This window comes from uncultured Dechloromonas sp. (genome assembly GCF_945957265.1).
Lineage (GTDB): Bacteria > Pseudomonadota > Gammaproteobacteria > Burkholderiales > Rhodocyclaceae > Azonexus.
Genome location: NZ_CAMFKO010000016.1, coordinates 37,893 through 62,276, shown reverse-complemented (window position 1 = coordinate 62,276; position 24,384 = coordinate 37,893). Strand labels below are relative to the sequence as shown.

At 66.4% G+C, this 24,384-nt stretch carries 24 protein-coding genes and 1 tRNA gene; 15 read left to right on the top strand and 10 right to left on the bottom strand.

Features of this window, described 5'->3' with window-relative positions:
* Window positions 1-13 precede the first annotated feature (13 nt).
* Window positions 14-466, bottom strand: a complete 453-nt coding sequence (locus tag Q0P59_RS10480; protein ID WP_295006389.1) for a rhodanese-like domain-containing protein — start codon at window positions 464-466, stop codon at window positions 14-16.
* Window positions 467-514: 48 nt separating this feature from the next.
* On the opposite strand from Q0P59_RS10480, the gene Q0P59_RS10475 reads away from it, so the two are divergent.
* The 3 genes from Q0P59_RS10475 to Q0P59_RS10465 all read left to right on the top strand — a co-directional run bounded on the left by Q0P59_RS10475 (window position 515) and on the right by Q0P59_RS10465 (window position 3,841).
* A complete protein-coding gene (locus tag Q0P59_RS10475; RefSeq protein WP_295006387.1) occupies window positions 515-1,684 on the top strand; it encodes a cation diffusion facilitator family transporter in 1,170 nt (389 codons plus the stop codon).
* Window positions 1,685-1,868: 184 nt separating this feature from the next.
* Window positions 1,869-3,284: a type I glutamate--ammonia ligase gene (glnA, locus tag Q0P59_RS10470; RefSeq protein ID WP_295006385.1), complete on the top strand. Its 1,416-nt coding sequence runs from the start codon at window positions 1,869-1,871 to the stop codon at window positions 3,282-3,284.
* Between the two features lie 107 nt (window positions 3,285-3,391).
* Window positions 3,392-3,841 (top strand): DUF4124 domain-containing protein, encoded by a 450-nt coding sequence (locus Q0P59_RS10465; protein WP_295006383.1) that lies wholly within the window; start codon window positions 3,392-3,394, stop codon window positions 3,839-3,841.
* Window positions 3,842-3,927: 86 nt separating this feature from the next.
* Here Q0P59_RS10465 and Q0P59_RS10460 read toward each other — a convergent pair whose 3' ends face one another.
* Both Q0P59_RS10460 and Q0P59_RS10455 read right to left on the bottom strand, forming a co-directional pair.
* Window positions 3,928-7,071 carry an efflux RND transporter permease subunit gene (locus tag Q0P59_RS10460; RefSeq protein WP_295006381.1) on the bottom strand — a complete coding sequence of 1,048 codons (3,144 nt, stop codon included), beginning with the start codon at window positions 7,069-7,071 and terminating at the stop codon, window positions 3,928-3,930.
* Between the two features lie 22 nt (window positions 7,072-7,093).
* Window positions 7,094-8,182 carry an efflux RND transporter periplasmic adaptor subunit gene (locus tag Q0P59_RS10455; RefSeq protein ID WP_295006380.1) on the bottom strand — a complete coding sequence of 363 codons (1,089 nt, stop codon included), beginning with the start codon at window positions 8,180-8,182 and terminating at the stop codon, window positions 7,094-7,096.
* A 108-nt stretch (window positions 8,183-8,290) separates the two neighbouring features.
* Here Q0P59_RS10455 and glnL point away from each other — a divergent pair, with 108 nt between their 5' ends.
* The 10 genes from glnL to Q0P59_RS10405 are packed head-to-tail and all read left to right on the top strand — an operon-like array spanning window position 8,291 to window position 18,936.
* A complete protein-coding gene (gene glnL, locus Q0P59_RS10450) occupies window positions 8,291-9,364 on the top strand; it encodes a nitrogen regulation protein NR(II) (RefSeq protein ID WP_295006378.1) in 1,074 nt (357 codons plus the stop codon).
* A gap of 49 nt (window positions 9,365-9,413) precedes the next feature.
* Entirely contained in the window at window positions 9,414-10,826 is a 1,413-nt protein-coding gene (gene ntrC / locus Q0P59_RS10445; RefSeq protein WP_295006434.1) for a nitrogen regulation protein NR(I), read from the top strand.
* On the top strand, window positions 10,813-11,652 hold the full coding sequence (locus Q0P59_RS10440) for a biotin--[acetyl-CoA-carboxylase] ligase (RefSeq protein WP_295006376.1): 840 nt from the start codon (window positions 10,813-10,815) through the stop codon (window positions 11,650-11,652). The genes ntrC and Q0P59_RS10440 overlap by 14 nt, the downstream gene beginning before the upstream one ends.
* Window positions 11,649-12,365, top strand: coding sequence for a type III pantothenate kinase (locus Q0P59_RS10435; protein ID WP_295006374.1), 717 nt, complete (start codon window positions 11,649-11,651; stop codon window positions 12,363-12,365). The genes Q0P59_RS10440 and Q0P59_RS10435 overlap by 4 nt, the downstream gene beginning before the upstream one ends.
* 18 nt (window positions 12,366-12,383) lie before the next feature.
* Window positions 12,384-13,688: an HD-GYP domain-containing protein gene (locus Q0P59_RS10430; RefSeq protein ID WP_295006372.1), complete on the top strand. Its 1,305-nt coding sequence runs from the start codon at window positions 12,384-12,386 to the stop codon at window positions 13,686-13,688.
* Window positions 13,669-15,357: a GGDEF domain-containing phosphodiesterase gene (locus Q0P59_RS10425; protein WP_295006370.1), complete on the top strand. Its 1,689-nt coding sequence runs from the start codon at window positions 13,669-13,671 to the stop codon at window positions 15,355-15,357. Before Q0P59_RS10430 ends, Q0P59_RS10425 begins: the two co-directional genes overlap by 20 nt.
* 57 nt (window positions 15,358-15,414) lie before the next feature.
* Window positions 15,415-15,816, top strand: a complete 402-nt coding sequence (locus Q0P59_RS10420) for a DUF350 domain-containing protein (RefSeq protein ID WP_295006368.1) — start codon at window positions 15,415-15,417, stop codon at window positions 15,814-15,816.
* Window positions 15,817-15,834: 18 nt separating this feature from the next.
* A complete protein-coding gene (locus tag Q0P59_RS10415) occupies window positions 15,835-16,851 on the top strand; it encodes an SPFH domain-containing protein (RefSeq protein ID WP_295006366.1) in 1,017 nt (338 codons plus the stop codon).
* 10 nt (window positions 16,852-16,861) lie between these two features.
* Entirely contained in the window at window positions 16,862-18,793 is a 1,932-nt protein-coding gene (locus Q0P59_RS10410; RefSeq protein WP_295006364.1) for a DUF4178 domain-containing protein, read from the top strand.
* Window positions 18,793-18,936 carry a hypothetical protein gene (locus Q0P59_RS10405; protein ID WP_295006362.1) on the top strand — a complete coding sequence of 48 codons (144 nt, stop codon included), beginning with the start codon at window positions 18,793-18,795 and terminating at the stop codon, window positions 18,934-18,936. Before Q0P59_RS10410 ends, Q0P59_RS10405 begins: the two co-directional genes overlap by 1 nt.
* 16 nt (window positions 18,937-18,952) lie before the next feature.
* Here Q0P59_RS10405 and Q0P59_RS10400 read toward each other — a convergent pair whose 3' ends face one another.
* Window positions 18,953-19,600 carry a hypothetical protein gene (locus tag Q0P59_RS10400; protein WP_295006359.1) on the bottom strand — a complete coding sequence of 216 codons (648 nt, stop codon included), beginning with the start codon at window positions 19,598-19,600 and terminating at the stop codon, window positions 18,953-18,955.
* A gap of 138 nt (window positions 19,601-19,738) precedes the next feature.
* Here Q0P59_RS10400 and Q0P59_RS10395 point away from each other — a divergent pair, with 138 nt between their 5' ends.
* Both Q0P59_RS10395 and Q0P59_RS10390 read left to right on the top strand, forming a co-directional pair.
* On the top strand, window positions 19,739-20,239 hold the full coding sequence (locus Q0P59_RS10395; protein ID WP_295006357.1) for a C40 family peptidase: 501 nt from the start codon (window positions 19,739-19,741) through the stop codon (window positions 20,237-20,239).
* 99 nt (window positions 20,240-20,338) lie between these two features.
* Window positions 20,339-20,415 (top strand) — tRNA-Arg (locus Q0P59_RS10390).
* 67 nt (window positions 20,416-20,482) lie between these two features.
* Here Q0P59_RS10390 and Q0P59_RS10385 read toward each other — a convergent pair.
* Genes Q0P59_RS10385 through ribBA form a run of 6 tightly spaced genes read right to left on the bottom strand, consistent with a single transcriptional unit; the run spans window position 20,483 to window position 24,363 of the window.
* A complete protein-coding gene (locus Q0P59_RS10385; RefSeq protein WP_295006355.1) occupies window positions 20,483-20,761 on the bottom strand; it encodes a type II toxin-antitoxin system HicA family toxin in 279 nt (92 codons plus the stop codon).
* 55 nt (window positions 20,762-20,816) lie between these two features.
* Window positions 20,817-21,302 (bottom strand): phosphatidylglycerophosphatase A, encoded by a 486-nt coding sequence (locus Q0P59_RS10380; protein ID WP_295006353.1) that lies wholly within the window; start codon window positions 21,300-21,302, stop codon window positions 20,817-20,819.
* Window positions 21,292-22,302: a thiamine-phosphate kinase gene (thiL, locus tag Q0P59_RS10375; protein WP_295006351.1), complete on the bottom strand. Its 1,011-nt coding sequence runs from the start codon at window positions 22,300-22,302 to the stop codon at window positions 21,292-21,294. Before thiL ends, Q0P59_RS10380 begins: the two co-directional genes overlap by 11 nt.
* A gap of 4 nt (window positions 22,303-22,306) precedes the next feature.
* The gene (nusB, locus tag Q0P59_RS10370) at window positions 22,307-22,780 is read right to left on the bottom strand and encodes a transcription antitermination factor NusB (protein ID WP_295006350.1); all 474 of its coding nucleotides are present in this window, start codon (window positions 22,778-22,780) and stop codon (window positions 22,307-22,309) included.
* Entirely contained in the window at window positions 22,777-23,250 is a 474-nt protein-coding gene (ribH, locus tag Q0P59_RS10365; protein ID WP_295006348.1) for a 6,7-dimethyl-8-ribityllumazine synthase, read from the bottom strand. The genes nusB and ribH overlap by 4 nt, the downstream gene beginning before the upstream one ends.
* Before the next feature lie 3 nt (window positions 23,251-23,253).
* The gene (ribBA, locus tag Q0P59_RS10360) at window positions 23,254-24,363 is read right to left on the bottom strand and encodes a bifunctional 3,4-dihydroxy-2-butanone-4-phosphate synthase/GTP cyclohydrolase II (protein ID WP_295006346.1); all 1,110 of its coding nucleotides are present in this window, start codon (window positions 24,361-24,363) and stop codon (window positions 23,254-23,256) included.
* Window positions 24,364-24,384 lie beyond the last annotated feature (21 nt).

Here is a 24,384-nt window from a genome sequence, read left to right as displayed (position 1 = left end):
CGGCCGCGCGGTATTATCCCTGAATCCACGGCAGGCCGGCCTTGCGCCAGCCGCCGATGTTGCCGCGATGCCCGTTGGCATCCTTGTCGCCCTCGAAGCCTTCGAGGATGTTGTAGCAGCTGTTGTAGCCGGCTGCGGTGGCGGCCGTGGCGGCGCCGATGGAGCGCGCGCCGCTGCGGCAAAGGAAGACGACCAGCGCTTGCGGATCGACCTGGCGCTGCAGTTCGGCGACGAAGTTGGGGTTGCGCACGCCGCCCGGGTACTGGTTCCACTCGATTTCGACGGCGCCGGGGACGCGGCCGACCCAGTCCTGCTCGGCGCGGGTGCGGACGTCGACCAGCCGGGCGCCGGGGGCCTGCTGCAATAGCGTGTGCGCTTCGGCGGGGGTCAGCTCGCCCAGGTAGGGGCGTTCGAGCGCGCGGCCGCGTTCGGCGGCGAGGTTCAGAATATCCGTTAACTTTCCCATAACTATCCTGCTGCTAGAATCTCAGACCCATAGTATAGGGCACAGCACATGGCACAAGGGGATCACCCGGCAGCGGCGGCGTTGGCCGAACGGGCCGCCGAGGCGCAGAAGGCAACCTGGGGCAGCGTCGCCGTCAATCTGCTGATGACCGTTGCCCAGCTCGTCGTCGGCTGGCTGGCGCATTCCCAGTCGCTGGTGGCGCACGGCCTGCATTCCTTCTCCGATCTGCTTTCCGACTTCCTGGTCATCTACGCCAGTCGCCAGAGCGCCCATCCGGCCGACGAGGCCCACCCCTACGGCCATGCCCGCATGGAAACCGGGGCGACGCTGGTGCTCGGAGCGTCGCTGGCCCTGATCGGCGGCGGCATCCTGTGGGAATCCGGGATGCGCCTGCAGCACATCGATGCGCTGCCGGTCGTCGAACTGTCCGCCCTGTGGGTAGCGATTGCCACCGTGATCTCCAAGGAAGGGCTGTACCGCTACCTGATCCGCGTCGCCGAGCGCCAGCGCTCCCAGCTGCTCACCGCCAACGCGCTGCATACCCGGGCCGATGCGGCGTCGGCGCTGGTCGTGGTGGTCGGCATCGGCGGCGCGCTGCTTGGCTGGTCCTTTCTCGACCTGCTGGCGGCCGCGCTGATGGGCTTCATGATCCTGCGCATGGGGGCCGAGCTGTCGTGGGGCGCCTTCCGGGAACTGATCGATACCGGACTCGACGCGGCGCAGGTCGACGCCATCCGCCGGACGCTGGTGGCGACGCCGGGCGTGCTCGGCCTTCACCAGCTGCGCACGCGGCGCATGGCGCACCAGGCGCTGGTCGATGCCCATGTCCAGGTCGATGCGCGGATCAGCGTTTCCGAGGGGCATCGCATTGCCGAATCGGCGCGGGCCCGCGTATTGCGCGAGCACACCGAGGTGCTCGACGTGCTGGTCCATATCGATCCGGAAGATGACCGGGACCCCGGCTTCGTGATCCCGCGCCTGCCGTCGCGCGACGTGTTGCTCCGCGACTTGCAGCCCCTGCTGGCGGATTTGCCGGCGCCGGAGAAGATCGTGCTGCATTACCTCGACGGCAAGGTCGAGGTCGAGGTTTTCCTCGGGCATGCGTTTTTCGAGAATGGCGAGGCGCTCAGGCTGGCGGAAGAGGGGATCGCCGAGCGCCTGCGCGGCCATGCCGTGGTGCGCAGTATTTCGCTTAATTGCATGATTGCACCAAAATAGTGCGCTCTTTTGCGTCGTGGCACGATTATGGTGCGCCCATTCTCTGCTTATCGCGGGCATCTCGTTGTGGCAGAATAGAAAAATTGACCTCGGCGGTTGGCACGCATTCTGCTAAAGGCTTGGGGCTGAATATTGATTGTCGCCGGTTCTGCCGGCACCTTGTTTTCTTTGGAGACTGACTCTTATGGCAACCCCGCAAGACGTGATGAAGATGGTCAAGGAAAACGACGCCAAGTTCGTCGATTTCCGTTTCACCGACACCCGTGGCAAGGAACAGCACGTCACCGTGCCGGTTTCCCACTTCGACGAAGACAAGTTCGAGAGCGGCCACGCCTTCGACGGTTCGTCCATCGCCGGCTGGAAGGGCATTCAGGCTTCCGACATGCTGCTGATGCCGGACCCGGCCACCGCCTACGTCGACCCGTTCTTCGACGAAACTACCGTTGTCCTGACCTGTGACGTCGTCGATCCGACCGACGGCCGCGGCTACGACCGCGACCCGCGCTCCATCGCCAAGCGCGCCGAAGCCTACCTGAAGTCCTCCGGCCTGGGCGACACCGCCTACTTCGGTCCGGAACCCGAATTCTTCATCTTCGACGGCGTCGAGTGGTCTGTCGACATGTCCGGCTGCAACCTCAAGATCCACTCTGCCGAAGCCTCCTGGGGCGCCGGCGAGAAGAACGAAGGCCAAGGCGCCACCGGTCACCGTCCGTCCGTCAAGGGCGGCTACTTCCCGGTCCCGCCGGTCGACAGCCTGCACGACATCCGCTCCGCCATGGTCCTGACCCTGGAAGCCCTGGGCGTGCCGGTCGAAGTTCACCACCACGAAGTGGCCAACGCCGGCCAGTGCGAAATCGGCACCAAGTTCAGCACCCTGGTGCAGCGCGCCGACTGGACCCAGATCCAGAAGTACGTGACCCACAACGTGGCTCACCAGTACGGCAAGACCGCCACCTTCATGCCGAAGCCGATCGTTGGCGACAACGGTTCGGGCATGCACGTTCACCAGTCCGTCTGGAAGGACGGCAAGAACCTGTTCGCCGGTGACGGCTATGCCGGCCTGTCCGAATTCGCGATCTACTACATCGGCGGCATCATCAAGCACGCCAAGGCCCTGAACGCGATCACCAACCCGGGTACCAACTCCTACAAGCGTCTGGTTCCGCACTACGAAGCACCGGTCAAGCTGGCCTACTCCGCCAAGAACCGTTCCGCTTCCATCCGCATCCCGTTCGTTGCCTCGACCAAGGGTCGTCGCGTCGAAGCCCGCTTCCCGGATCCCCTGTCCAACCCGTACCTGTGCTTCGCCGCCCTGCTGATGGCCGGCCTGGACGGCGTTCAGAACAAGATCCACCCGGGCGATCCGGCTTCCAAGAACCTGTACGACCTGCCGCCGGAAGAAGACGCGCAGATCCCGACCGTCTGCGCCTCCCTCGAAGAAGCGCTGGAAAACCTGGACAAGGATCGCGAGTTCCTGACCCGTGGCGGCGTCTTCTCCAACGACTGGATCGATGCCTTCATCGCCCTGAAGATGGAAGAAGTGAACAAGGTTCGCATGACGACCCACCCGGTCGAATTCGACCTGTACTACAGCCTGTAATCGGCGCTGTTACGAAAAGGGCGGGTTTCCCGCCCTTTTTTTGTCCACTTTTTCCTGGGCCTGCCGTTAAGTCCGGTACACTGAAAAAGTTACAAGGATCGATGACGATGACACGCAGTTCACTTGCCTTGCTGGTTGCCTTGATTCCGCTCCAGGTTTCGGCGCAGACCATCTACAAATGCACGGACACCAATGGCAGCACGACCTATTCCAGTTCGCGCCTCGACAAGAACTGCAAGGTGATCTCCAGCGGTCCCGAGAATTCCTTGCCTGCGCCCAAGGCCAAGCCGGCGGGTGCGGCCGCGAATCCCTCGCCGAGCGGCTTCCCGCGCGTCGCCGAGGATGCCCAGAAGGCCCGCGACGGCGATCGTCGCCATATTCTCGAGCAGGAGCTGGCCGGCGAGCAGCGCAACCTTGAGCAGGCGAGGAAGGAACTGGCCGAGCAGGAAGCCGCCAAAGGCGGCCCGAGCGACCGGACCGCGCCGTATCGCGACCGCGTCGGACAGCACGAGCGGAACATCCAGGCCATCCAGAAGGAACTGGGGAACCTGAAGTAGTCGCTAGTTATTGGTCGTTGGTTGTTAGCGAAGTTTGGGGCGCCGTGGCGCCCCTTGTTTTTGCTAAAAACACCAGTAACCAGCGACTAGCTACTGCTTTTCACCTTGTACCAGGCCGCATACAGCGCCGGCAGGAAGAGCAGGGTCAGGGCGGTGGCGACGATCAGGCCGCCCATGATGGCGACGGCCATGGGGCCAAAGAAGTCGTTGCGCGACAGCGGGATCATCGCCAGTACGGCAGCCGCGGCGGTGAGGACGATGGGGCGGAAGCGGCGGACGGTCGATTCGATGATCGCCTCCCGCCTGGCCTTGCCGGCCGCCAGGTCCTGTTCGATCTGGTCGACGAGGATGACCGAGTTGCGCATGATCATCCCGAACAGCGCGATGGTGCCGAGCAGCGCCATGAAGCCGAAGGGCTTGTTGAAGACGAGCAGGAAGAGCGCGATACCGATGATGCCCAGCGGCGCCGTGAGCAGTACCATGGCGACCCGCGACACGCTCTGCAACTGGATCATCAGGATGGTGACGACCGCCAGCACAAAGAGCGGGATGCCGGCCATCACCGAGCCGGAGCCCTTGGCGGATTCCTCCACCGAGCCGCCGGTGGCGATGCGGTAGCCTTCGGGCAGCGTGGCCTGGATGGCGTCGATGTCCGGCCTGAGGCGGTCGACAAGGGTCGCCGGCTGCGTCTTGCCGTACAGGTTGGCGCGCACCGTGATCGTCGGCAGCCGGTCGCGCCGCCAGATCAGGCCGGGCTCGAAGCCATGCTTCAGGCGGGCGATCTGGCTGAGCGGCACGCTCTTTCCGGAACGCGTCGGTATCGAAAGATCGGGCAGTGCCGAGAGGTAATTGCGCTCCTCCCGGTCGCCGCGCAGGACCACGTCGATGGTCTTCTCGCCTTCGCGGAAGCTGGTCATGACATAGCCGTTCAGCGACATATTCAGCAGCGCGCCGATGTCCTGGCTGGAAACGCCGAGAAGGCGCGCCTTGTCCTGGTCGATCTCGATTTCGACCGATTTCGACAGTTCGCTCCAGTCCAGGTTGATGTTGCTCAGCTCGGGAGACTTGCGCATGGCCGCGGCGATATCGGCCGCCTTGCGGCGCAGGATGTCGGCGTCCTCGCCGGAGATCCGGTACTGCACCGGGTAGCCGACCGGCGGCCCGTTCTCGATGCGGCTGATGCTGGCGCGGGCCCCGAAAGCCTCGCTGTCGTACAGCCGGATCAGGCGTTCGCGCAGGGCCTCGCGGGATTCGACGCTATTCGTCACGATGACGAACTGGCTGAGGTTGTTCGCTGCCAGCTGCTGGTCGAGGCTCAGGTAGTAGCGCGGCGTGCCGGAGCCGACATAGGCGATGTAGTGCGCGAAATCGTCGTGCTCGACCTTGTCTTGCGCCAGCCATTGCTCGAGGCGCCGGGCTTCGGCGTCGCTGGCGGTGAGCGAGGCGCCTTCCGGCAGGCGCAGTTCGACGTTGAGTTCGAGGCGGGTCGAATTCGGAAAGAACTGTTTCTGCACCTTGCCCATGCCGACGATGGACAGCACGAAGAGCAGCGCGGTGATGCCGATGACCAGCCAGCGGCGCCGCACGCACCAGGCGACCAGGGTACGGAAGCGGGTGTAGAACGGCGTGTCGTAGACGTCGTGGTCCTCGGCGTGCGCCGGGCCGTTGAGGCCGAGCCTGTCGATCAGCCGGGCCAGGCCGGGGGCCTTGCGTTCCAGTGCGCCGGCCGTGCGCGCGGCGCGCGGGTCGGGGAGCAACTTGTAGCCGAGCCAGGGGATCGCGATGACGGCGGCCAGCCACGAGATGAGCAGGGCCACGGCGTTGATCTGGAAGAAGGCGAAGGCGTATTCGCCGGTCGACGACTTGGCCAGGGCGATGGGAATGAAGCCGGCGACGGTGACCAGGGTGCCGGAGAGCATCGGCCCGGCCGTGCTGGTGTAGGCGAAGGAAGCGGCCCGGGTGCGTTCCCAGCCTTGTTCCATCTTCACCCACATCATTTCGACGGCGATGATGGCGTCGTCCACCAGCAGGCCGAGCGCCAGCACCAGCGCGCCGAGCGATACCTTGTGGAGGCCGACGTTGAACCACGACATGGCGAGGAAGGTCGCGGCCAGCACCAGCGGAATGGAGATGGCGACGACCAGGCCGGTGCGGATGCCCAGGCTGATGAAGGTGACTGCCATGACGACCAGCACCGCCTCGGCCAGCGACTGGACAAAGGCCTGCACCGAGCGCTTGACGGCGTCGGGCTGGCTGGCCGCCTCCCCGATCTCGACGCCGACCGGCAGGTTGGACTGTATTGCGGCGATGCGCGTCTGGAGGTCCTTGCCGAGCTGGATGATGTCGCCGCCCTTGATCATGGAAACGCCGATGGCCAGCGCCTGCTTGCCGCCAAAGCGGACCTGGGTGGCCGGCGGATCGATGGTGCCGCGCCTGACGCTGGCGATGTCGCCGAGACGGAAGCTGCGATTGCCGGCACGAATCGGCGTGTCGGATACCGCCTGGAGCGAATCGAAGGCGCCGCCCGGGCGAATCTGGATGCGCTCCTGCTGCGTTTCGAAAAAGCCGCTGCCGACCACCGCGTTCTGTTGGGCCAGCGCCTGGACGATGACGGTCTGGTCGATGCCCAGCGTGGCCAGCTTGCTGTTCGACAGCTCGACGAAGATCTTTTCCTCCTGCACCCCGAAAATATCGACCTTGCCGACATTGGGGACGCGCAGCAGTTCGTCGCGGATGCGCTCGGCACGATCCTTCAGTTGCGGATAATCGAAGCCGTCGCCGGTCAGCGCGTAGATGTTGCCGTACACGTCGCCGTATTCGTCGTTGAAGAAGGGCCCCTGGACGCCGGCGGGCAGGGTGTGGCGGATATCGCCGATCTTCTTGCGCACCTGGTAGTAGACGTCGGGTACGCTGGCCGCTGGCGTGCTGTCCTTGGCAAAGAACAGCACGGTCGACTCGCCGGGCCGGGAAAAGCTCGACACGCGGTCGATGTAGGGCGTTTCCTGCAGTTTTCGTTCGATCTTGTCGGTCAGCTGCTGCTCGACCTGGCGCGCCGTGGCGCCCGGCCAGAAGCTGCGCACCACCATGAGCTTGAAGGTGAAGGGCGGGTCCTCGGCCTGACCCAGCTTGCCGTAGGCCAGGATGCCCATCAGCGCGATGGCGAGCAGGAAGAAACCGACCAGCGTGCGGTGGTGCAGGGTCCAGTCGGACAGGTTGAAGCGTTGGCTCATGGCGGAGTCTGCCTGCCGACGACTAGCGCTGCCGGGCCGGCGGGGTGACGGCCTTGGCCTGCACGGCCTGCCCATCGACCAGCTTGCCGGCGCCGCTGACGATTACCGTCTCGCCGCTCTCCAGGCCGCCGCTGACGGCGGCGCCATCTTCGCGGAAGGTCGCGATCCTGACCGGCCGGGAGGCCACCTTGCCATCCTTGACGACGCGGACGAACGGCCCCTGGCCGACATCGAGCACGGCGCTGAGCGGCACCAGAAGCTCGCTGCCGGCGTTGCCGCCGAGCAGGACGCGGGTGGTCATGCCCAGGCGCACTTCGGGCGGCGGGGCGATCAGGCGGATGCGGGCGGCGTAGGTGCGGGTTGCCGGGTCGGCGGCCGGCGACAGTTCGCGCAACTCGCCGCGCAGCGTCGTTTCGGGGGCCGCCCAGAGGCTGACCTGGATGTTGCGCGCGGCGCGCATCTCGGCGAGCCGGCTTTCCGGAACGGCGATGGCCACTTCCTTTTCCTCGGGGCGGGCGACGCGCAGCACGGGCTGCCCGGCCGCGACGACCTGCCCGGCATCGGCCAGCACGGCGGTGACCACGGCCGGCGTCTCGCTGCTCAAGGTGCCGTAGGCGGCCTGGTTGCCGCTGATCTGGTTCTGGGCGCGAGCCTGCTCGAGGCGCGCCGCAGCGCTGTTGAAGGCATTGTCCCGGGCTTCGAAGGCGGTCTGGCTGACGAATTTCTTCGCGACCAGGCCGGCATAGCGTTCGCGTTCCGCGCGGGCGGTGGCCAGGTCGCTCTCGGCCGCGGCCAGTTGGGCGCGCGCTCCGCTGGCGGCCAGCTGCAGGTCGCTGGGGTCGAGCCGGGCGAGCGGCTGGCCGGCCTTGATGTCGGTGCCGGCATCGACCAGGCGGGCGGCGATCTTGCCGCCCACGCGGAAGGCGAGATCGACTTCGTGGCGGGCGCGGATTTCGCCGGTATAGGCCGCGCCCTGGGCGGCGGCCGCGGCGGCCGGTTGGACGAGGACGACGGGCGGTGGTGGCGGGGGCGGATCGCCACCCTGGCAGCCGCCCAGCGCCATGCCGGTCGCGAGCAGCAGCGGTGACAAGGAGGCGGGGATTTTGGGCATCGTGACGGAAACGGAATGAGAACGAGAGCGATCCGGCATGATAATGAACGATCGGTCATTAACGCAAGTTGTATAGGGCAAGGGGGTTCGAGTCGCTACAATGACACCATGAATCTGACACATGCTTCCTTTGCCGGCCTCGATCTCCTGGCCTCGGCGGTGCTGCTGATCGACGAAGGGCAGATCGTCCGCTACATCAACGCGGCGGGAGAAAATCTGCTGGCGGTGAGCAGTCGTTCGGTCGTCGGCAAGACGCTGGCCTCGTTCTGCACCTGCTCGGCAACCCTGCAGGGGGCGCTGGACAACGGCCTCAACAACAATTGGGGCTACACCGGGCAGAACATCGAACTGCTGCGCTGCGACGGCGAGACCCTGCATATCAATTGCACGGTAACCCCCTTGCGCCCGGAGGTGGCGGCCGGCGTGCGGCTGCTGCTCGAATTGCAGCCGATCGAGCATCACCTGACGGCGACCCGCGAGGAGCGCCTGATCGAGCAGCAGCAGGCGAGCCGCGAACTGATCCGCAACCTGGCGCACGAGATCAAGAACCCCCTGGGCGGGATACGCGGCGCCGCGCAGCTGCTCGAGCACGAACTGGCGCATCTGGCCAACGCGCCGTCGCTCAAGGAGTACACGCAGGTCATCATCAAGGAGGCGGACCGCCTGCAGGACCTGATGCAGCGCCTGCTCACCCCGCATCGGGCGATGCTGCCGGCGACGGTCAATATCCACGAAATTCTCGAGCGGGTGCGCAGCCTGCTGCGCGCGGAATTCCCGGGCTCGCTGGCAGTCCGCCGGGACTACGACACCAGCCTGCCGGAACTGGTCGGCGACCGCGAGCAACTGATCCAGGCCGTGCTGAACATCGCACGCAACGCGGCGCAGGCGATGAACGGCGAAGGCGAGATCATCCTGCGGACGCGCTCGCTGCGGCAGGTCACGCTGGCCAAGAAGCGCTATCGCCTGGCGATGGAGATCAAGGTCATCGACAACGGCCCGGGCATTCCGGATGCCATTCGCGAGCGGATGTTCTACCCGCTGGTTTCGGGGCGGGAGGGCGGCAGCGGTCTGGGGCTGACCATCGCCCAGAATTTCATCCAGCACCACCATGGCAGCATCGATTGCTCCAGCCGGCCGGGCAGCACCATCTTCACGCTGCGTCTTCCCATCGAACAGGCCTGAGTCTTGCTTCGGGAAAGGCCATTCTGACAACAAGATGAGCCAATCAAACATGAAACCGGTCTGGATCGTAGACGACGATCGTTCCATCCGCTGGGTCCTGGAGAAAACACTCTCCCGCGAGGGCATTCCGTTCAAGAGCTATGCCTCGGCCACCGAGGCCATCTCGCAGCTGGAACAGGGCATCGAGCCGCCGCAGGTGCTGCTCTCGGACATCCGCATGCCCGGCCAGTCGGGCCTGGAGTTGCTGCAGGAGGTGAAGACGCGCTTTCCATCCGTGCCGGTCATCATCATGACCGCCTATTCGGACCTCGAAAGCGCCGTCGCCGCCTTCCAGGGCGGAGCCTTCGAATACCTGCCCAAACCCTTCGACGTCGATCAGGCGGTCGAGCTGATCCGCCGCGCCATCGACGAATCGATGCACCAAAGCGGTGCGTCCGAGGAGGAGGGGCTGGTGCCGGAGATTCTCGGCCAGGCGCCGGCCATGCAGGAGGTTTTCCGGGCCATCGGCCGCCTCGCGCTGTCGCATGCGACGGTGCTCATCACCGGCGAATCCGGCTCCGGCAAGGAACTGGTCGCCCGCGCCCTGCACCGGCACAGCCCGCGCGCCGACAAACCCTTCATCGCCATCAACACGGCGGCGATTCCCAAGGACCTGCTGGAATCCGAACTGTTCGGCCACGAGCGCGGCGCCTTCACCGGCGCCCAGGCGCAGCGGCGCGGCCGTTTCGAGCAGGCCGAGGGGGGCACGTTGTTCCTCGACGAAATCGGCGACATGCCGTCCGAACTGCAGACCCGCCTGCTGCGCGTGTTGTCCGACGGGCATTTCTACCGCGTCGGCGGCCACTCGCCGATCAAGGCCAACGTGCGCGTCATCGCGGCAACGCACCAGAACCTGGAGACCCGGGTCAAGGACGGCCTGTTCCGCGAGGATCTTTTCCATCGCCTCAACGTCATCCGCATCCGCCTGCCGGCCCTGCGCGAGCGGCGCGAGGACATTCCGCTGCTCACCCGGCACTTCCTGCAGAAGAGCGCGCGCGAGCTGGGGGTCGAGGCCAAGCGCCTGTCCGATGCCGCCATCAAGTACCTGGCCGGCCTGGAATTCCAGGGCAACGTCCGCCAGCTGGAAAACCTGTGCCACTGGCTGACCGTGATGGCACCGGGGCAGCAGGTCGAGATCGGCGATCTGCCGGGCGAATTGCGGGAAACCGCCGCGGTGTCGCTGGCCACCGATTGGGAGAGCGCCTTGCAGGGCGAGGTCGAGCGCTTGCTGGCGCGCGGCGTGCCCGACGTGCATGGCGTGCTGTCGCAGGTGTTCGAACGCATCCTCATTTCGCAGGCGCTGGCGCACACCGGCGGTCGACGGATCGAGGCCGCCCAGGCGCTGGGCATCGGCCGCAATACCATTACCCGCAAGATCGCCGAACTCGGCATCGATGGCGGCAAGGAGCATGCGGCGGAGTAAAATCCGCGGCATGACCCTGATCGATCCTGTCTTGCTCAAATCCCGGCTCGGGCAACTGGCCGGGCGTTTCGACGTCGACGCGCTGCCCGAATGCGACTCCACCAGCAGCGAACTGATGCGGCGCGCCGAGCGCGGTGCGCCGGCAGGCACGGTGGTCGTCGCCGACCGCCAGCTGGCCGGGCGCGGGCGGCGCGGTCGCAGCTGGCTGTCCTCGCCGGAGGCGAGCCTGACCTTTTCCCTGCTGTGGCGCTTTCCCGGCGGCGCGACGCGGCTCAGCGGCCTGTCGCTGGCCGTCGGCGTGGCGCTGGCACGGGCCCTCGAAGGGCTCGGCGCGGCGGGCGTTCGCCTGAAGTGGCCGAACGACGTGCTGCTCGAGCGTGACGGCGATTTTGCCAAGCTGGCCGGCATCCTGATCGAACTGTCGTCGGATCGCCGGGGCGTGCAGATCATCGTCGGCATCGGCCTCAACCTGCAGGCGCCGGCGGCCTCCGATTTGCCGCAGCCGGCCGCCGGCCTGTCGTCGGCAGGCGTCGGGGCGGACCGGCACGCTATCCTGGCCGCCATCCTGCTCGAGTTGGCCGGCGTGCTGGATGCCTTCGGCGAGGCGGGCTTCGCCGGCTTGCGGGCGGCCTGGCAGGGCTATCAAGCCTGGCAGGGGATGCCGGTGCAGATACTCGGCGATGCGCAAGCGCTGAGCGGGCGTTGCCTGGGTGTCGATGACGACGGTTCGCTGCTGCTGGAAACCGAACAAGGCCTGGAGCGCATCATCTCCGGCGATGTCAGCCTGCGCCGGACGGACGCCGCACCGGGAGCGGGGGCGGCGTGATCGTCTGTCTCGACAGCGGCAACACCCGGATCAAGTGGGGCGTGCACGATGGCGCGCGCTGGCTGGCCCAGGGGGCGGTCATGCAGGACCAGCCCGAGGGGCTGGCGCCGCTGCTGGCCGACTGGCCGCGGCCGGAACGGGTGATGCTGGCCAACGTCGCCGGGGCCGAGGCCGAGGCGCGGATTCGTCGCCAGCTCGCGCCCTGGCAGGCGGTGTGGTGCAACGTGCAGTCCACGGCGGCGGCGCAGGGGGTGACCAACCTTTACCGCTTTCCGGAGCGCCTGGGGGTGGACCGCTGGTGCGCCCTGATCGGGGCGTGGGCGCTGCATCGTTCGCCGGCGGTTGTGGTCATGGCCGGGACGGCGACCACGATCGACACGCTGGACGCCGACGGCCGTTTCGTCGGCGGTTGCATCCTGCCCGGCGTCGGCCTGATGCTGCGTTCCCTGGCCGGGGGCACGGCCGGGCTCCCGTTTGCCGACGGCGCCTATTCGCCCCATCCGCGGTGCACCGACGATGCCATCGTCTCCGGCGTGCTGGAGGCGCAGGCGGGGGCCATCGAACGCGCCTTTTCCCGCCTGGCATCTGCTTCCGCCATCTGCCTGCTGTCCGGCGGTTATGGAAACGGAATATCGCCTTGTCTTGCGATTCCTCACCAACTGGCCGACAATCTTCCCCTCGAGGGCTTAAGACAGATCGCACGCCAAGTGTGACGAAAGAACGGGAAGAGCGTGGAAATCATTTCAGTCGGCGAGCTGAAAATCGGGATGTTCGTGAGCGAGCCGGATTGCCCGTGGGCGGAGTTTTCCTTCGCGTTGCAGGGCTTCGTGATTTCGACGCCGGATCAGGTCGAGACTTTTCGCCGGAAATGCCGTTTCGTATCGATTGACCGTTCGCGTTCCCTCGACGAGCACTACGCCCCGACCAAGCATGGCCGGGACCGGTCGCTCAAGGCGGCGCCGCTGACCGCCGCGGTCGGCGAGGAGCCGGCCACGGCCAGACGGCGCTTCGTTGCGCCGCCCGATGCCGAGCCGCGCCAGCTGCGTCGCCTGCGCTTCCTGAACTTCCTCCATGCCCAGCAGGAAAGCGAGCCGGCCCGGGAGCTGGCCGGTGAAATCGCCCATATCGAGCCGCGCTACGAACTGCTGACCCATTCGCTGTTCGATGCCTTCGATGTCATTGCCCGGGGCAAGGATGTCGACCTGGTGTCGATCCGCGCCGGCTTGCGCGATATTGCCGGCAGCCTGCAGCGCAACCCGGATGCGGTGCTCTGGCTGTTGCGCCTGAAACGGCGCGACGAATACAGTTTCGACCACGCCATGGACGTCGCGGTGACCATGCTGATGCTGGGTTCCCACATCGGCTGGCGCGGGCCGCAGTTGATCGACCTCGGCATGATCGGCCTGTTCCAGGACGTGGGCAAGGTCGAGCTGCCGGTCGACCTGCTGAGCAAGCAGAGCGAGCTGAGCGCGGAAGAGAGGCAGCTGGTGCGTTCGCACGTCGCCAGCTCGATGGAGATCCTGCTCTCCCAGACGGTCGTCACCAACAACGTGGTCCTGGCGGTCGCCCGTCACCACGAACGCTGGGATGGCAGCGGCTACCCGCAGGGGCTGAAGTTCGAGCAGATCGGCAAGCCGGCCGAAATAGCCGGGTTGGCCGATTCGTTCTGCGCGATGTTGCGCGACAAGCCCTATCGCAGTGCCCTCGGCCACCAGGAGGCGCTCGAGGAGCTGCACGGCCTGCGCGGCAAACAGTTCAACGGCGCGCTGATCGAGCAGTTCGTGCAGTGCGTCGGCCTCTACCCCATCGGCACCCTGGTCGAGCTGAATAGCGGCGAGGTCGGGGTGGTGATCCAGCAGAACCGGGTGCAGCGCTCGCGGCCGCGCATCGTCGTCATGCTCGACGCCGACAAGCAGCGCGTCCGGAATTACCGGGTCATCGATTTGCGTGTCGATGCCCATGCCAAATTGCGCATCGCCAAGGCGCTGCCGCATAACGCCTACGGTCTGGCGGCCAATGACTACTATCTCGGATAGCCAGGGCTATATCGACTACGCGGCATTTTCGGTCGATGCCGACGACCTGCTTTCCTTGCGGGCGCTGGCCGATGTCTGGCGCCTGGCGCTGGATCGGGTGGCGGCGCGCTACGCCCCGACCCGGCTGTTCGGCGAGTTCGTCGAGCTGAGCAAGGCGCTGCCCCTGCGCATCGACGACATCCGCTGGCAGCAGCAATGGATGCACGCGTGGCACAAGCTGGGCAGCCGGGGATTTTCGTCGGCGGATCTCTTCGGCTTCTTCAACCACGCCATGGCCGAGGCCGAGCGGGAGCTGTTCGATGGGCTGCCCCAGATCGGGCGCCTGCAGCTCAACCTGTTCGGCATCCTGCGGCGCTGCGTGGTGGCGGCGGTCAGCTGCGCCATCGAGGTCGGCGACCAGGCGCATGGAACGGATGCCGGATTGCCCGGCGAGTCGGGTGCCATGCGGGCCTTGCGCGAATGCGGGGAGAGCGGCCGGCAGGTGGCGGTGCTTTCCGTTTCGATGATCAACCGTCACGCCCGCTCGCACCTGACGGCCAGCGATCTGCAGAGCCTGCCCGGGCTGTTGTCCGAACAGCTGGGGCGCCTGCTCCGGCCGCAGGATCTGGCCTTCGTCGGGCACGAGGGGGAATGGCTGCTGTTGCTGACGGATGTGTATTCCATGGCGCAGCCTGCCCTGGCGGCCACCCAGATCGCCCGGGTCTTCGCTCATCCGGTGCGCCTGCTCGGCGGCCGGGCGGTTTCGCTCGACACGGCCATCGGGATCGCCCTCTTTCCCGATCACGGCGACGATCCCGACGAGGTCGTCCAGGCCGCCCGCCTGGCGCGCGCGAGCCTGGTCGTCAGCGGCGAACCCTTCGCCCTGTTCGACTGGATGATGAAAGTCGATTGGCAGGCGCGCCATCAGCTGTCCGAGGAGCTGCGCGAAGCCTTGCGCACCGACCGGCTGCAGCTCTATCTGCAGCCGCAGGTGGCGCTCGGCGCCGAGGCGCGTTGCATCGGGGCCGAGCTGTTGCTGCGCTGGCGCCGCGGCAACGGGGAGTGGGTGTCGCCGCCGCTGATCATCGAATTGATCGAGGAATACGGCTGGCGCTCGCAATTCACCGACTGGCTGGTGCGGGCGGCCCTGCGCTGCAGTGCCGACCTGGAGGCCGGGGGCATCGACGTGCCGCTGTCCCTGAACCTGACGGCCGGCGACCTCCTCGACAACGACCTGCCGGAACTGGTCGGGCAATGCCTGGAGACCTGGCAGCTTCCGGCCGGGCGCTTCACCTTCGAACTGACCGAGTCGGCCATGATGCACGACCGCCAGCGCAGCCTGGACATCATGATGCGGCTGCGCAACATGGGCATCCGCTTCGCGCTCGACGATTTCGGCACCGGCTATTCGTCCTTGAGCTACCTGGCGACCTTGCCGGTCGACGAGATCAAGATCGACCGCTCCTTCATCGACGGCATGCTGGCGTCGGCCGACAAGCTGCGCATCGTCAAGACCATCGTCGACCTGGCGCGCGACCTGGGCATGCAGTCCATCGCCGAAGGGGTCGAGGAAGCCGGGCAGTGCGACGAACTGCGGGCGCTCGGCTGTACCCGGGTGCAGGGCTACCTGTACGGCAAACCGATGCCGATGATCGCGTTCATCGACTGGTATCGCGCTTTTCGGGCTTGAACAAAGCGCGTCCAGCAGAGACAATCCGCTGTCATTTCGCCCTCCCGGGGAGTTTCCATGTTCGATCCGGTCATCAACAGCCTGCCCGCGTTCGCCGGCTACTTCGCCACCGCCTTGGCCCTGCTCGCCCTGTTCGTCGCCCTCTACCTGTTCGTGACGCCCTATAACGAGATGGCCCTGATCCGCGAAGGCAATACGGCGGCTGCCGTCAGCCTGGGCGGCGCCATGATCGGCTATGCCTTGCCGATCGCGGTCTCCGTCGCCACCAGCCACAACATCGCCAGCATGGTCGGCTGGGGCGTGGTTGCCTGCGTTGTGCAGCTGCTGGCGTATATCGCGGCGCGTCTGCTGTTGCCGCAGATCGTGCACAACATCCCGCTCGGCAAAACGGCCTCGGGCATCTTCCTCGCTTCCCTCTCTCTCGGCACCGGCATCCTGAACGCCGGCTGCATCATCTGATCGCACAAGGAGATATTCATGGCACTGATGGACTTCATCAAGAAACAGTTTATCGACATCCTGCAATGGACCGAGGATGGCGACGGCACGCTGGCCTGGCGTTTTCCGATGGCCGAGATGGAAATACAGAATGGCGCCAGCCTGACCGTGCGCGAGTCGCAGCTGGCCGTGTTCGTCAACGAAGGCCAGGTCGCCGACGTGTTCGGGCCGGGCATGTACAAGCTGACGACCCAGACCCTGCCGGTCCTCACCTATCTGAAGAACTGGGACAAGCTGTTCGAGTCCCCGTTCAAGAGCGACGTCTATTTCTTCTCGACGCGCACCCAGCTCGACCAGAAATGGGGGACGCCCAACCCGATCACCATCCGCGACAAGGAATTCGGCATCGTCCGGATGCGCGCTTTCGGCATCTATGCCTATCACCTGACCGATCCCAAGCTGTTCTACCAGAAGATTTCCGGGACACGCGACGTCTATGGCCGCGACGAGCTGGAAGGACAGCTGCGCAACACCATCGTCGCCGGCATGACCGACCTGTTCGGCGAGTCGGGCGGCTCCTTCGTCGACATGGCCGGCAACCAGGACGAGTTCGGCCAGGCGATGATGGTCAAGATGCGGCCGGTGTTCGCCGAATACGGCCTGACGCTGGATACGCTGGTCGTCCAGAACGTGTCGCTGCCCGAGGAGTTGCAGAAGGTTCTCGACCAGAGGATAGGCATGAACATGGTCGGCGACATGCAGCGCTACACCCAGTACCAGGTCGCCAACAGCATCCCCGATGCGGCGAAGAACGAAGGCGGCATGGCCGCCATGGGCGTCGGCCTGGGGGCCGGCGTCGGTTTCGGCCAGGTCGTCGGCCAGACGATGGCCTCGGTCATGCAGCCGGCCGCCGCTGCCGCCCCGGCGGGTGGCACGGTATCGGCCGACGAGGTGGTGTCTACGCTGGAAAAACTGCATGGGCTGGTCGGCAAGGGCATCCTGAGCCAGGCCGAGTTCGATGCCAAGAAGGCGGAACTGCTCAAGAAACTGAGCTGATCGGCGGCCGATGGCCCTGTCTGCCTCCTGCCCTTCCTGCGGCGCGCCGGTCGTCTTCAAGTCGGCGTCGTCGGTCTTTGCCGTGTGCGCCTATTGCCAGAGCACGCTGGTTCGCCACGACCAGGCGCTGGAGGATATCGGCAAGATGGCGGCGTTGGTCGAGGACCGCTCGCCGCTGCAGCTGGGGTCGGAGGGGCAGTACGAGGGCGTGCATTTCGCCCTGATCGGGCGCATCCAGATCAAGTACAGCCAGGGCACCTGGAACGAATGGCATCTGCTGTTCGACGACATGCGAACCGGCTGGCTGTCGGAGGCTGGTGGAGAGTATGTGCTCACCTTCATGGCGCAGGTCCGGGAGCCGGTCCCGGCGTTTGCCGAACTGAAAATCGGCCAGCGTCTCCTGGTGGCAAGCCGGGCATGGACGGTCAGCAACCTCGAAAATGCCGAGTGCGTCGCCGGGCAGGGGGAGTTGCCGTTCAAGGTCGGCGCCGGCTACCCGGTGGCGGCGGCGGACCTGCGCAACGAAAGCCATTTCGCCACCCTGGACTATTCCGAGACGCCGCCCCTGCTCTTTGTCGGCGAGGCCGTCGAATTCAAGTCCCTGCGCATGGCCAACCTGCGCGACGGGATGGCGCAGCCGGCCGCCGCGGTCCCGGTCCAGGTGTTTCGCTGCCCGGCCTGCGGCGCGCCCATGCAGGCCCGTTCGAAGGACATCGTCGCCGTCGGCTGCGCCAGTTGCGGAACCGTGGTCGATACCGCCGACCGGAACTACAAGGTGCTTTCCAGGGGCTCGGCGGTGCGCGAGGCGCAGTACGTGCCCCGCCTGCCGCTCGGCAGCAAGGGAAGCCTGGATGGCAAGCCGGCGGAAGTCATCGGTTTTCTGGTCAAGCGCAGCGTCGAGGCGGGCATCAGCTACGCCTGGCGCGAATACCTGCTGGCCGGCGAGAACGGAACCTACCGCTGGCTGACCGAGTACAACGGCCACTGGAACGTTGTCGATGTGCTGTCCAGGCCGCCGGCAACCACCAAGGTGCTCGAGGTGACCGGGGTGAATTTCGGTGGCCGGCAATTCAAGCACTTTTCGACCACCGAGCGCGCCGAGGTGGTTCAGGTGCATGGGGAGTTCACCTGGCGGGTCCGGCAGGGAGAAACCAATCGCGTCGAAGACTTTGTCGCGCCTCCGCTGATGCTGTCGCGGGAGAGGAGCGGCAAGGACCTGAGCTGGTCGCAGGGGGGCTACGTCCAGCCCGCCGCGATTGCCGCCGCCTTCGGTTTGCCGGGCAGCCTGCCGGAGCCGATCGGCGTCTTTGCCAATCAGCCCAACCCCTGGGCCGATACGACCCGGCGCATCTGGTCGCTGTTCGCCAAATTCCTGTTGGCGGCTGTCCTTGTGCAGGCCTTCTTCATGCTCATCTCCACCGAGAAGCTGTTGTTGCGCCAGGACTTCAGCTTCGAGCCGCGCAGCAGCGACGAGGTGCAGACCCGGGAGTTCCAGATCACCGGCAAGCCGCGCAAGATCGCCGTCCGCCAAGCCACCTCGCTCGACAACAACTGGATCGGGATCGACCTGCTGCTGGTGAACAAGACCACCGGCACGGCCTGGCCGGCGGCGCGGGAGTTGTCGTACTACTGGGGCTACGACGACGGGAGCTGGAGCGAGGGGAGCCGGAGCGACGAGGTCGTGTTCCAGAACATTCCGGCCGGCACCTACTATCTGACGCTCGACCCGGACATGGCGCCGGACAAGTACGTCGCCGTGCGCGATCAGCTCGAGGTCGTGACGCCGCGGACCGGATGGTCGAATTTCGTTCTGCTTGCCCTGTTCCTGCTGGTTTTCCCGGTATTCGCGACGCTGCGCCGCGCCGCCTTCGAAACCCGGCGCTGGGCAGAAAGCGACCATGCGCCGGCGGGGAGCGACGACGCCGGGGGAGATGACGACTGATGTTCGACAAATTCAACCTGGTCGCCGGCATCTTCGCGGTCGCGCTCTTCGCCTACGCGCAGCAGCAGGGCTGGAGCCTGTTCGACAACGTGGCGAATTCGGGGCACGGCAGTTCGGGCAGCAGCCGCAGCTATCACAAGTAGCCGCCGGCTCCCGACGTCAATCCCCGCCGCCGCAACCACCGCCGCATCCGCTGCCCGAGTCGCCCGAACAGCCGTCGCTGCCGCTGCTCCCGCCGCAGCCGAGATGGCTGGCGCAGTAGCCCGAGGCGTCGCCGCCTTGCTGCGCCGCCAGGCAGTCGAGGCGGTAGACAAAACCGCCGGCGATGCCGAGGCGGGCGTCCAGTGCGAACAAGCGGGGCAGTCGGTCCGGTTTCTGCGGGTCGATGCCTTCGCGCCGGCAGGCCAGTCGCCAGGCCCGGCGGAGCCCTTGCGAAGCCTGGGTGGGGGAGGCCATCGCCTCGGCCGGCGTGTGGTGCAGGAAGCGGCCGAAGGCTCGGCGGCAGTATTTGTCGTATTGCCGCGTGAACAGGATGAACTCGTGCCAGGCATCGTCGACCGCCTGGGAAGGCATGGCCACCATGCGGCGCCCGGCCGTGTTGCAGATGGCGAAATAGTCCACCAGCGCGGCAAACACCTCGCCGCGCTGCGTTTCGGTCAGCTCGGGGCGCCGGGCGGCCAGGCGCTGGTCGAGCATGCGCCGGTAAGGAAAGGCGTCGATGTAGCCGGCGCGGCGTTGACGGCTCCAGTTGCGCCACAGGACGGTGGCGAGCAGCAACAGGATGGCGATGACGATGATTTTGGCCATGCGGGGCGGACAGCGCTGAAAGAAAGCTACTTTACCGGATATCGGCCAGCAAACCGAATCGCCATCTGTGCGCTGCCTCTTGAAAAAATTAGTGAAAACGGTAAGTTATGGTTTGTTTCAAGAAACGACTTTAGCTTGATGCGCCTTCCTTCGCTTATTCCCCTCGGCCTCGTCCTCATGCTGCTCGCTGCCTGCGGCGGCCCGGCGCCGCGCCCGACCGCGTCGAGCGAGCCGGCGGTGCAGGCGACCCGTGCCGGCAGCGACAGGGGCAACGAAATCGTTTTCTACGCCATGGGCCTGATCGATACCGGTTACCGTTTTGGCGGCAAGAATCCCGAGGCGGGGCTCGATTGCAGCGGCATGGTCAGCTACATCTTCGGGCAGGCGGCCGGTTTGAAGGTTCAGGGCAGCGCCGCCGATATCGCCCGCAACAGCAGGCCGGTCGACCGGAACTCCCTGCGGCCCGGCGATCTCGTCTTTTTCAACACCCTGAACCGCTCGTTTTCCCACGTCGGTATTTATATCGGCGACACGCGCTTCATCCACGCGCCGTCCACCAACGGCAAGGTGCGCATCGACCGCCTGAGCGACGCTTACTACGCCCAGCGCTTCGAAGCGGCCCGCACTTTCTTCGACTAGGCGGCCCGCTTTTCGGGCGGTGCGCGAGCGGATCGCCGGCGCCCAAAGACGTCGCCATGGACGCAGGGCATCGCAGCGGGTAGAATGCACCCCTCCCAAGCGCCCATAGCTCAGCTGGATAGAGTACTGCCCTCCGAAGGCAGGGGTCGTGCGTTCGAATCGCGCTGGGCGCGCCAGGTTTTCCCGAAACGGCACTTCGTCATGAAGTGCCGTTTTGCTTTCCGGGGGCGATCCTGGCGGATGCTAGAGGGCGCCGCTCTCGTAGGCCGAGACGGTTACCCCGGCATGGGTCAGGACATCCCGGATGGTCTTGATGTCGGTCTTGCTGCAGGTGCTGCTGTTGTGCGGATGGTGCAGGAAGGCCTCGACCTTGTTCAGCGTGATCTTGAAGCGGGCGCCGTGCGAGGGTTCGATGTCGGCGCCGAGGTGGTGGAGCAGGGATTCGATCTCGCGCCAGTGGATGTTGGCCGACGGTGGGTCCTGGAAGATGCTGCGCAGCAGGTGGGCGTGCTTGTGACTCATGATGAAGCTCCAAGCTGTTTGAGCACCACCATTCTATGCCTTCGCCACCGGGGCGTCAGGCGAAAACGATCTTCAGCAGGGCCAATGCGAGCAAAGTGTAGCCGGCCGCAACAAGGTCGTCGGCCATCACCCCGAAGCCGTTCTTGACGTGCTCGTCGAAGTAGCGCGCCGGCTGCGGCTTGGTGATGTCGAAATAGCGGAAGAGCATGAAGGCGGCGAGCTGCCAGAAGAAGGTATCCGGCGTCATCAGCAGGACCAGCCAGAAGGGCACGATCTCGTCCCAGACGATGCTGCCGTGGTCGGGGTCGCCCAGTGCCTTGCCGGTAACGTCGATGAACCAGATGCCGCCGAGGTAGGCGGCGAGCAGCAGGCCGAGCAGCGGCAGTTCCTCGAAGTGCGGCCGGAACAGCGCGAAGCTCAGCCACGCGAACAGGGTGCCGAAGGTGCCCGGCGCCTTGGGGGCCAGGCCGCTGCCGCAACCGAGCGCGAAAAAGTGCGCCGGGTGGGCGAGCAGGAAGGCGAAATCCGGCTTACGCGGCAAAGTGGTCGTACCCGTGGCGGTCGAAGGACACCGGCTTGAAGTCCGGGTCGTAGACGGTGACGGTGCCGGCCTCGCCGGCGACGATCTCGCCGATGTGCCAGAGCGGCAGTTCGAGGCGGGCGGCGATGCGGGCGATATCGAGGCTGAGCGGGCCGGGGGCGGTGAAGCACAGTTCGTAGTCGTCGCCGCCGGCGACCTGGCATTCCAGCGCCATGCGGCGCAGGTCGGCGTCGTAGGCTTCGCCGCTGCCGGCCAGGTCGCGCAGCTGCGGCAACTGGACGAGCTTGACGGCGGCGGCGCATCCCGAGCGTTCGCAGATATGGCCGAGGTCGGCGAGCAGGCCGTCGGAGACGTCGATGGCGGCGGTGGCGATGCCGACCAGCGCCTGGCCGAGGGCGACCCGGGGACGCGGCTTTTCCAGCGCGGCGACGCACAGGCGCGGCCAGGGGCCGGGCAGTGTGATCTTGCCCTGGAGGTGGGCGAGGCCCAGGGCGGCGAGGCCGGGGCGGCCGGAAACCCAGATCTGGTCGCCGATCTGGGCGCCATCCCGGCGCAGCGCACGCCCGGGCTCGACTTCGCCCATGGCGGTGATGCAGACGTTGAGCGGCCCCTTGGTGGTGTCGCCGCCGATGACGTCGACGCCGTATTCCCTGGCGCAGGCGAAGAAGCCGTCGGCGAAGGCGGCGACCCATGCCTCGTCGACCGCGCCCTGAAGGGAGTCCCCTTGGGGGGGCGGCAGGGCGCCGGCCAGCGTCACCCAGCGCGGCGTGGCGCCCATCGCGGCGAGGTCGGAGAGGTTGACGGCGAGCGCCTTCCAGCCGAGGTTCCTGGGGTCGGTGTCGGGCAGGAAGTGGGTGCCGGCGACCAGCATGTCGGTAGTCACCGCCAGCTGCTTGCCCGGCGTCGGCTGGACCAGCGCGCAGTCGTCGCCGGGGCCGAGAACGGCCGACGGGGTGGGCCGGGCGAAATACTTGTCGATCAGGGCGAATTCGCCGGCCATCGGTTTATTTCCGGGCTTGCCTGCGGGCGGCGACTTCGTCCGGGCGGAGGATGGCCGCGACCTTGTCGAGCACGCCGTTGACGTACTTGTGGCCGTCGGTGCCGCCGAAGGCCTTGGTTAGCTCGATGGCCTCGTTGATGATGACGCGGTACGGGGTTTCCGGATGGTTTTGCATCTCGAAGGTGCCGAGCATCATGACGCAGGCTTCGACCGGCGACAGTTCGCCGAAGGGGCGGTCGATGTGGGCGGAGATCCGCTCGACCAGCGTTTCCTGCTGGCCGATCACGCCGCGCAGCGTGCCGACGAAGAACTCGCGGTCGGCCTTGGCGAAGCCTTCCATTTCCGGGGCGTAGGCTTCGATGGCGGCCTCGTCGGCGCCGCCGACGCGCCACTGGTACAGGCCCTGCAGCACGAATTCGCGGGCCCGGCGGCGGGCGGACTTGGGCGGGGCCTTCGGGGTTTGTTCTTGCTCGCTCATTGGTTCAGCGCCTTTTGCAGGTTGGCCATCTCGACGGCGGCCTGGGCGCAGTCGGCGCCCTTCGGCTGCATGCGGACTTCGGCCTGTTCGTCGGTGTCGCAGGTCAGGATGCCGTTGGCGATGGGGACGCCGGTATCGAGCTGGACTTCCATGATGGCGCGGCAGGCGTCGTTGGAGACCACCTCGAAGTGGTAGGTGTCGCCGCGGATGACGGCGCCGAGCGCTACCAGTGCGTCGAAGCTGCCGCTCTGCGCCATGGTCTGCAGCACCAGCGGGGCTTCCAGCGCGCCGGGCACGGTGGCGATGGTCATGTCGGCATCGGCCACGCCCAAACGCTTGAGTTCGGCGATGCAGGAGGAGAGCAGGCCTTCGCAGACCGGCAGGTTGAAGCGGCACATCACGACGCCGACCTTGAGGCCGGTACCGTTCAGGTTGCTGTCGAATTCGAAAACGTTGTCGAAGCGGGACATGGTTCAGAGCTCCGCAGGAGAGGAAACGAAGCCGGTCACTTCGAGGTCGAAGCCGGCCATGGAAGGCATCTTGCGCGGGCTGGAGAGCAGGCGCATCTTGGTGACGCCGAGGTCGCGCAGGATCTGGGCGCCGATGCCGTAGCTGCGCGGGTCCCACTTGGCGGGGGCGCTCGGGGCGGTGCCGGTGAGGCGGGTGAGGATGGCCTCACCGTCTTCCGGGCGGTGCATGAGCACGATGACGCCGTGGCCGTTCTTGGCCAGCGCGGCTTGCGCCTGGTCGATGGAGAAGGCCTGGCGCTTGCTGGCCGGGTCGAGGAAATCGAGCACCGACAGCGGCTCATGGACGCGGACCAGCGTTTCGCCGCCGGCCGGGATATCGCCCTTGACCAGCGCCAGGTGCGTGGCGCCGCTGGCCTGGTCGACGAAGGCGTGCAGCGTGAATTCGCCGTGCGCGGTGGCGATGGCCTTGCTGGTCATGCGCTTGACCAGGGTTTCCGACGAGGCGCGGTAGTGAATCAGGTCGGCGATGGTGCCGATCTTGATGCCGTGTTCCTTGGCGAACTCGATCAGCTCCGGCAGGCGGGCCATGGTGCCGTCGTCGTTCATGATCTCGCAGATTACCGAGGCGGGCTCCAGGCCGGCCATGCCGGCGAGGTCGCAGCCGGCTTCGGTGTGCCCGGCGCGAACCAGCACGCCGCCTTCGCGGGCGGTGATCGGGAAGACGTGGCCGGGCTGCACGATGTCGTCGGCAACGGCGTTCTTGGCCACGGCAACCTGGATGGTCTTGGCGCGGTCGGCGGCGGAAATGCCGGTGGTGACGCCCTCGGCGGCCTCGATGGAAACGGTGAAGGCGGTGCCGTAGACCGTACCGTTGCTGCGCGCCATCTGGGTCAGCCCCAGCTTCTTGCAGCGCTCGGCGGTCAGGGTCAGGCAGATCAGGCCGCGGCCGTACCTGGCCATGAAGTTGATGGCTTCCGGCGTGATGTGCTCGGCGGCCATGACGAGGTCACCCTCGTTCTCGCGGTCTTCTTCATCGACCAGGACGACCATGCGGCCGGCTTTGAGCTCGGCGACGATTTCGGCGGTGCTGGCAATGGCTTGATGGGGGGGCATGGGGGGTAATCCGGGAACAGC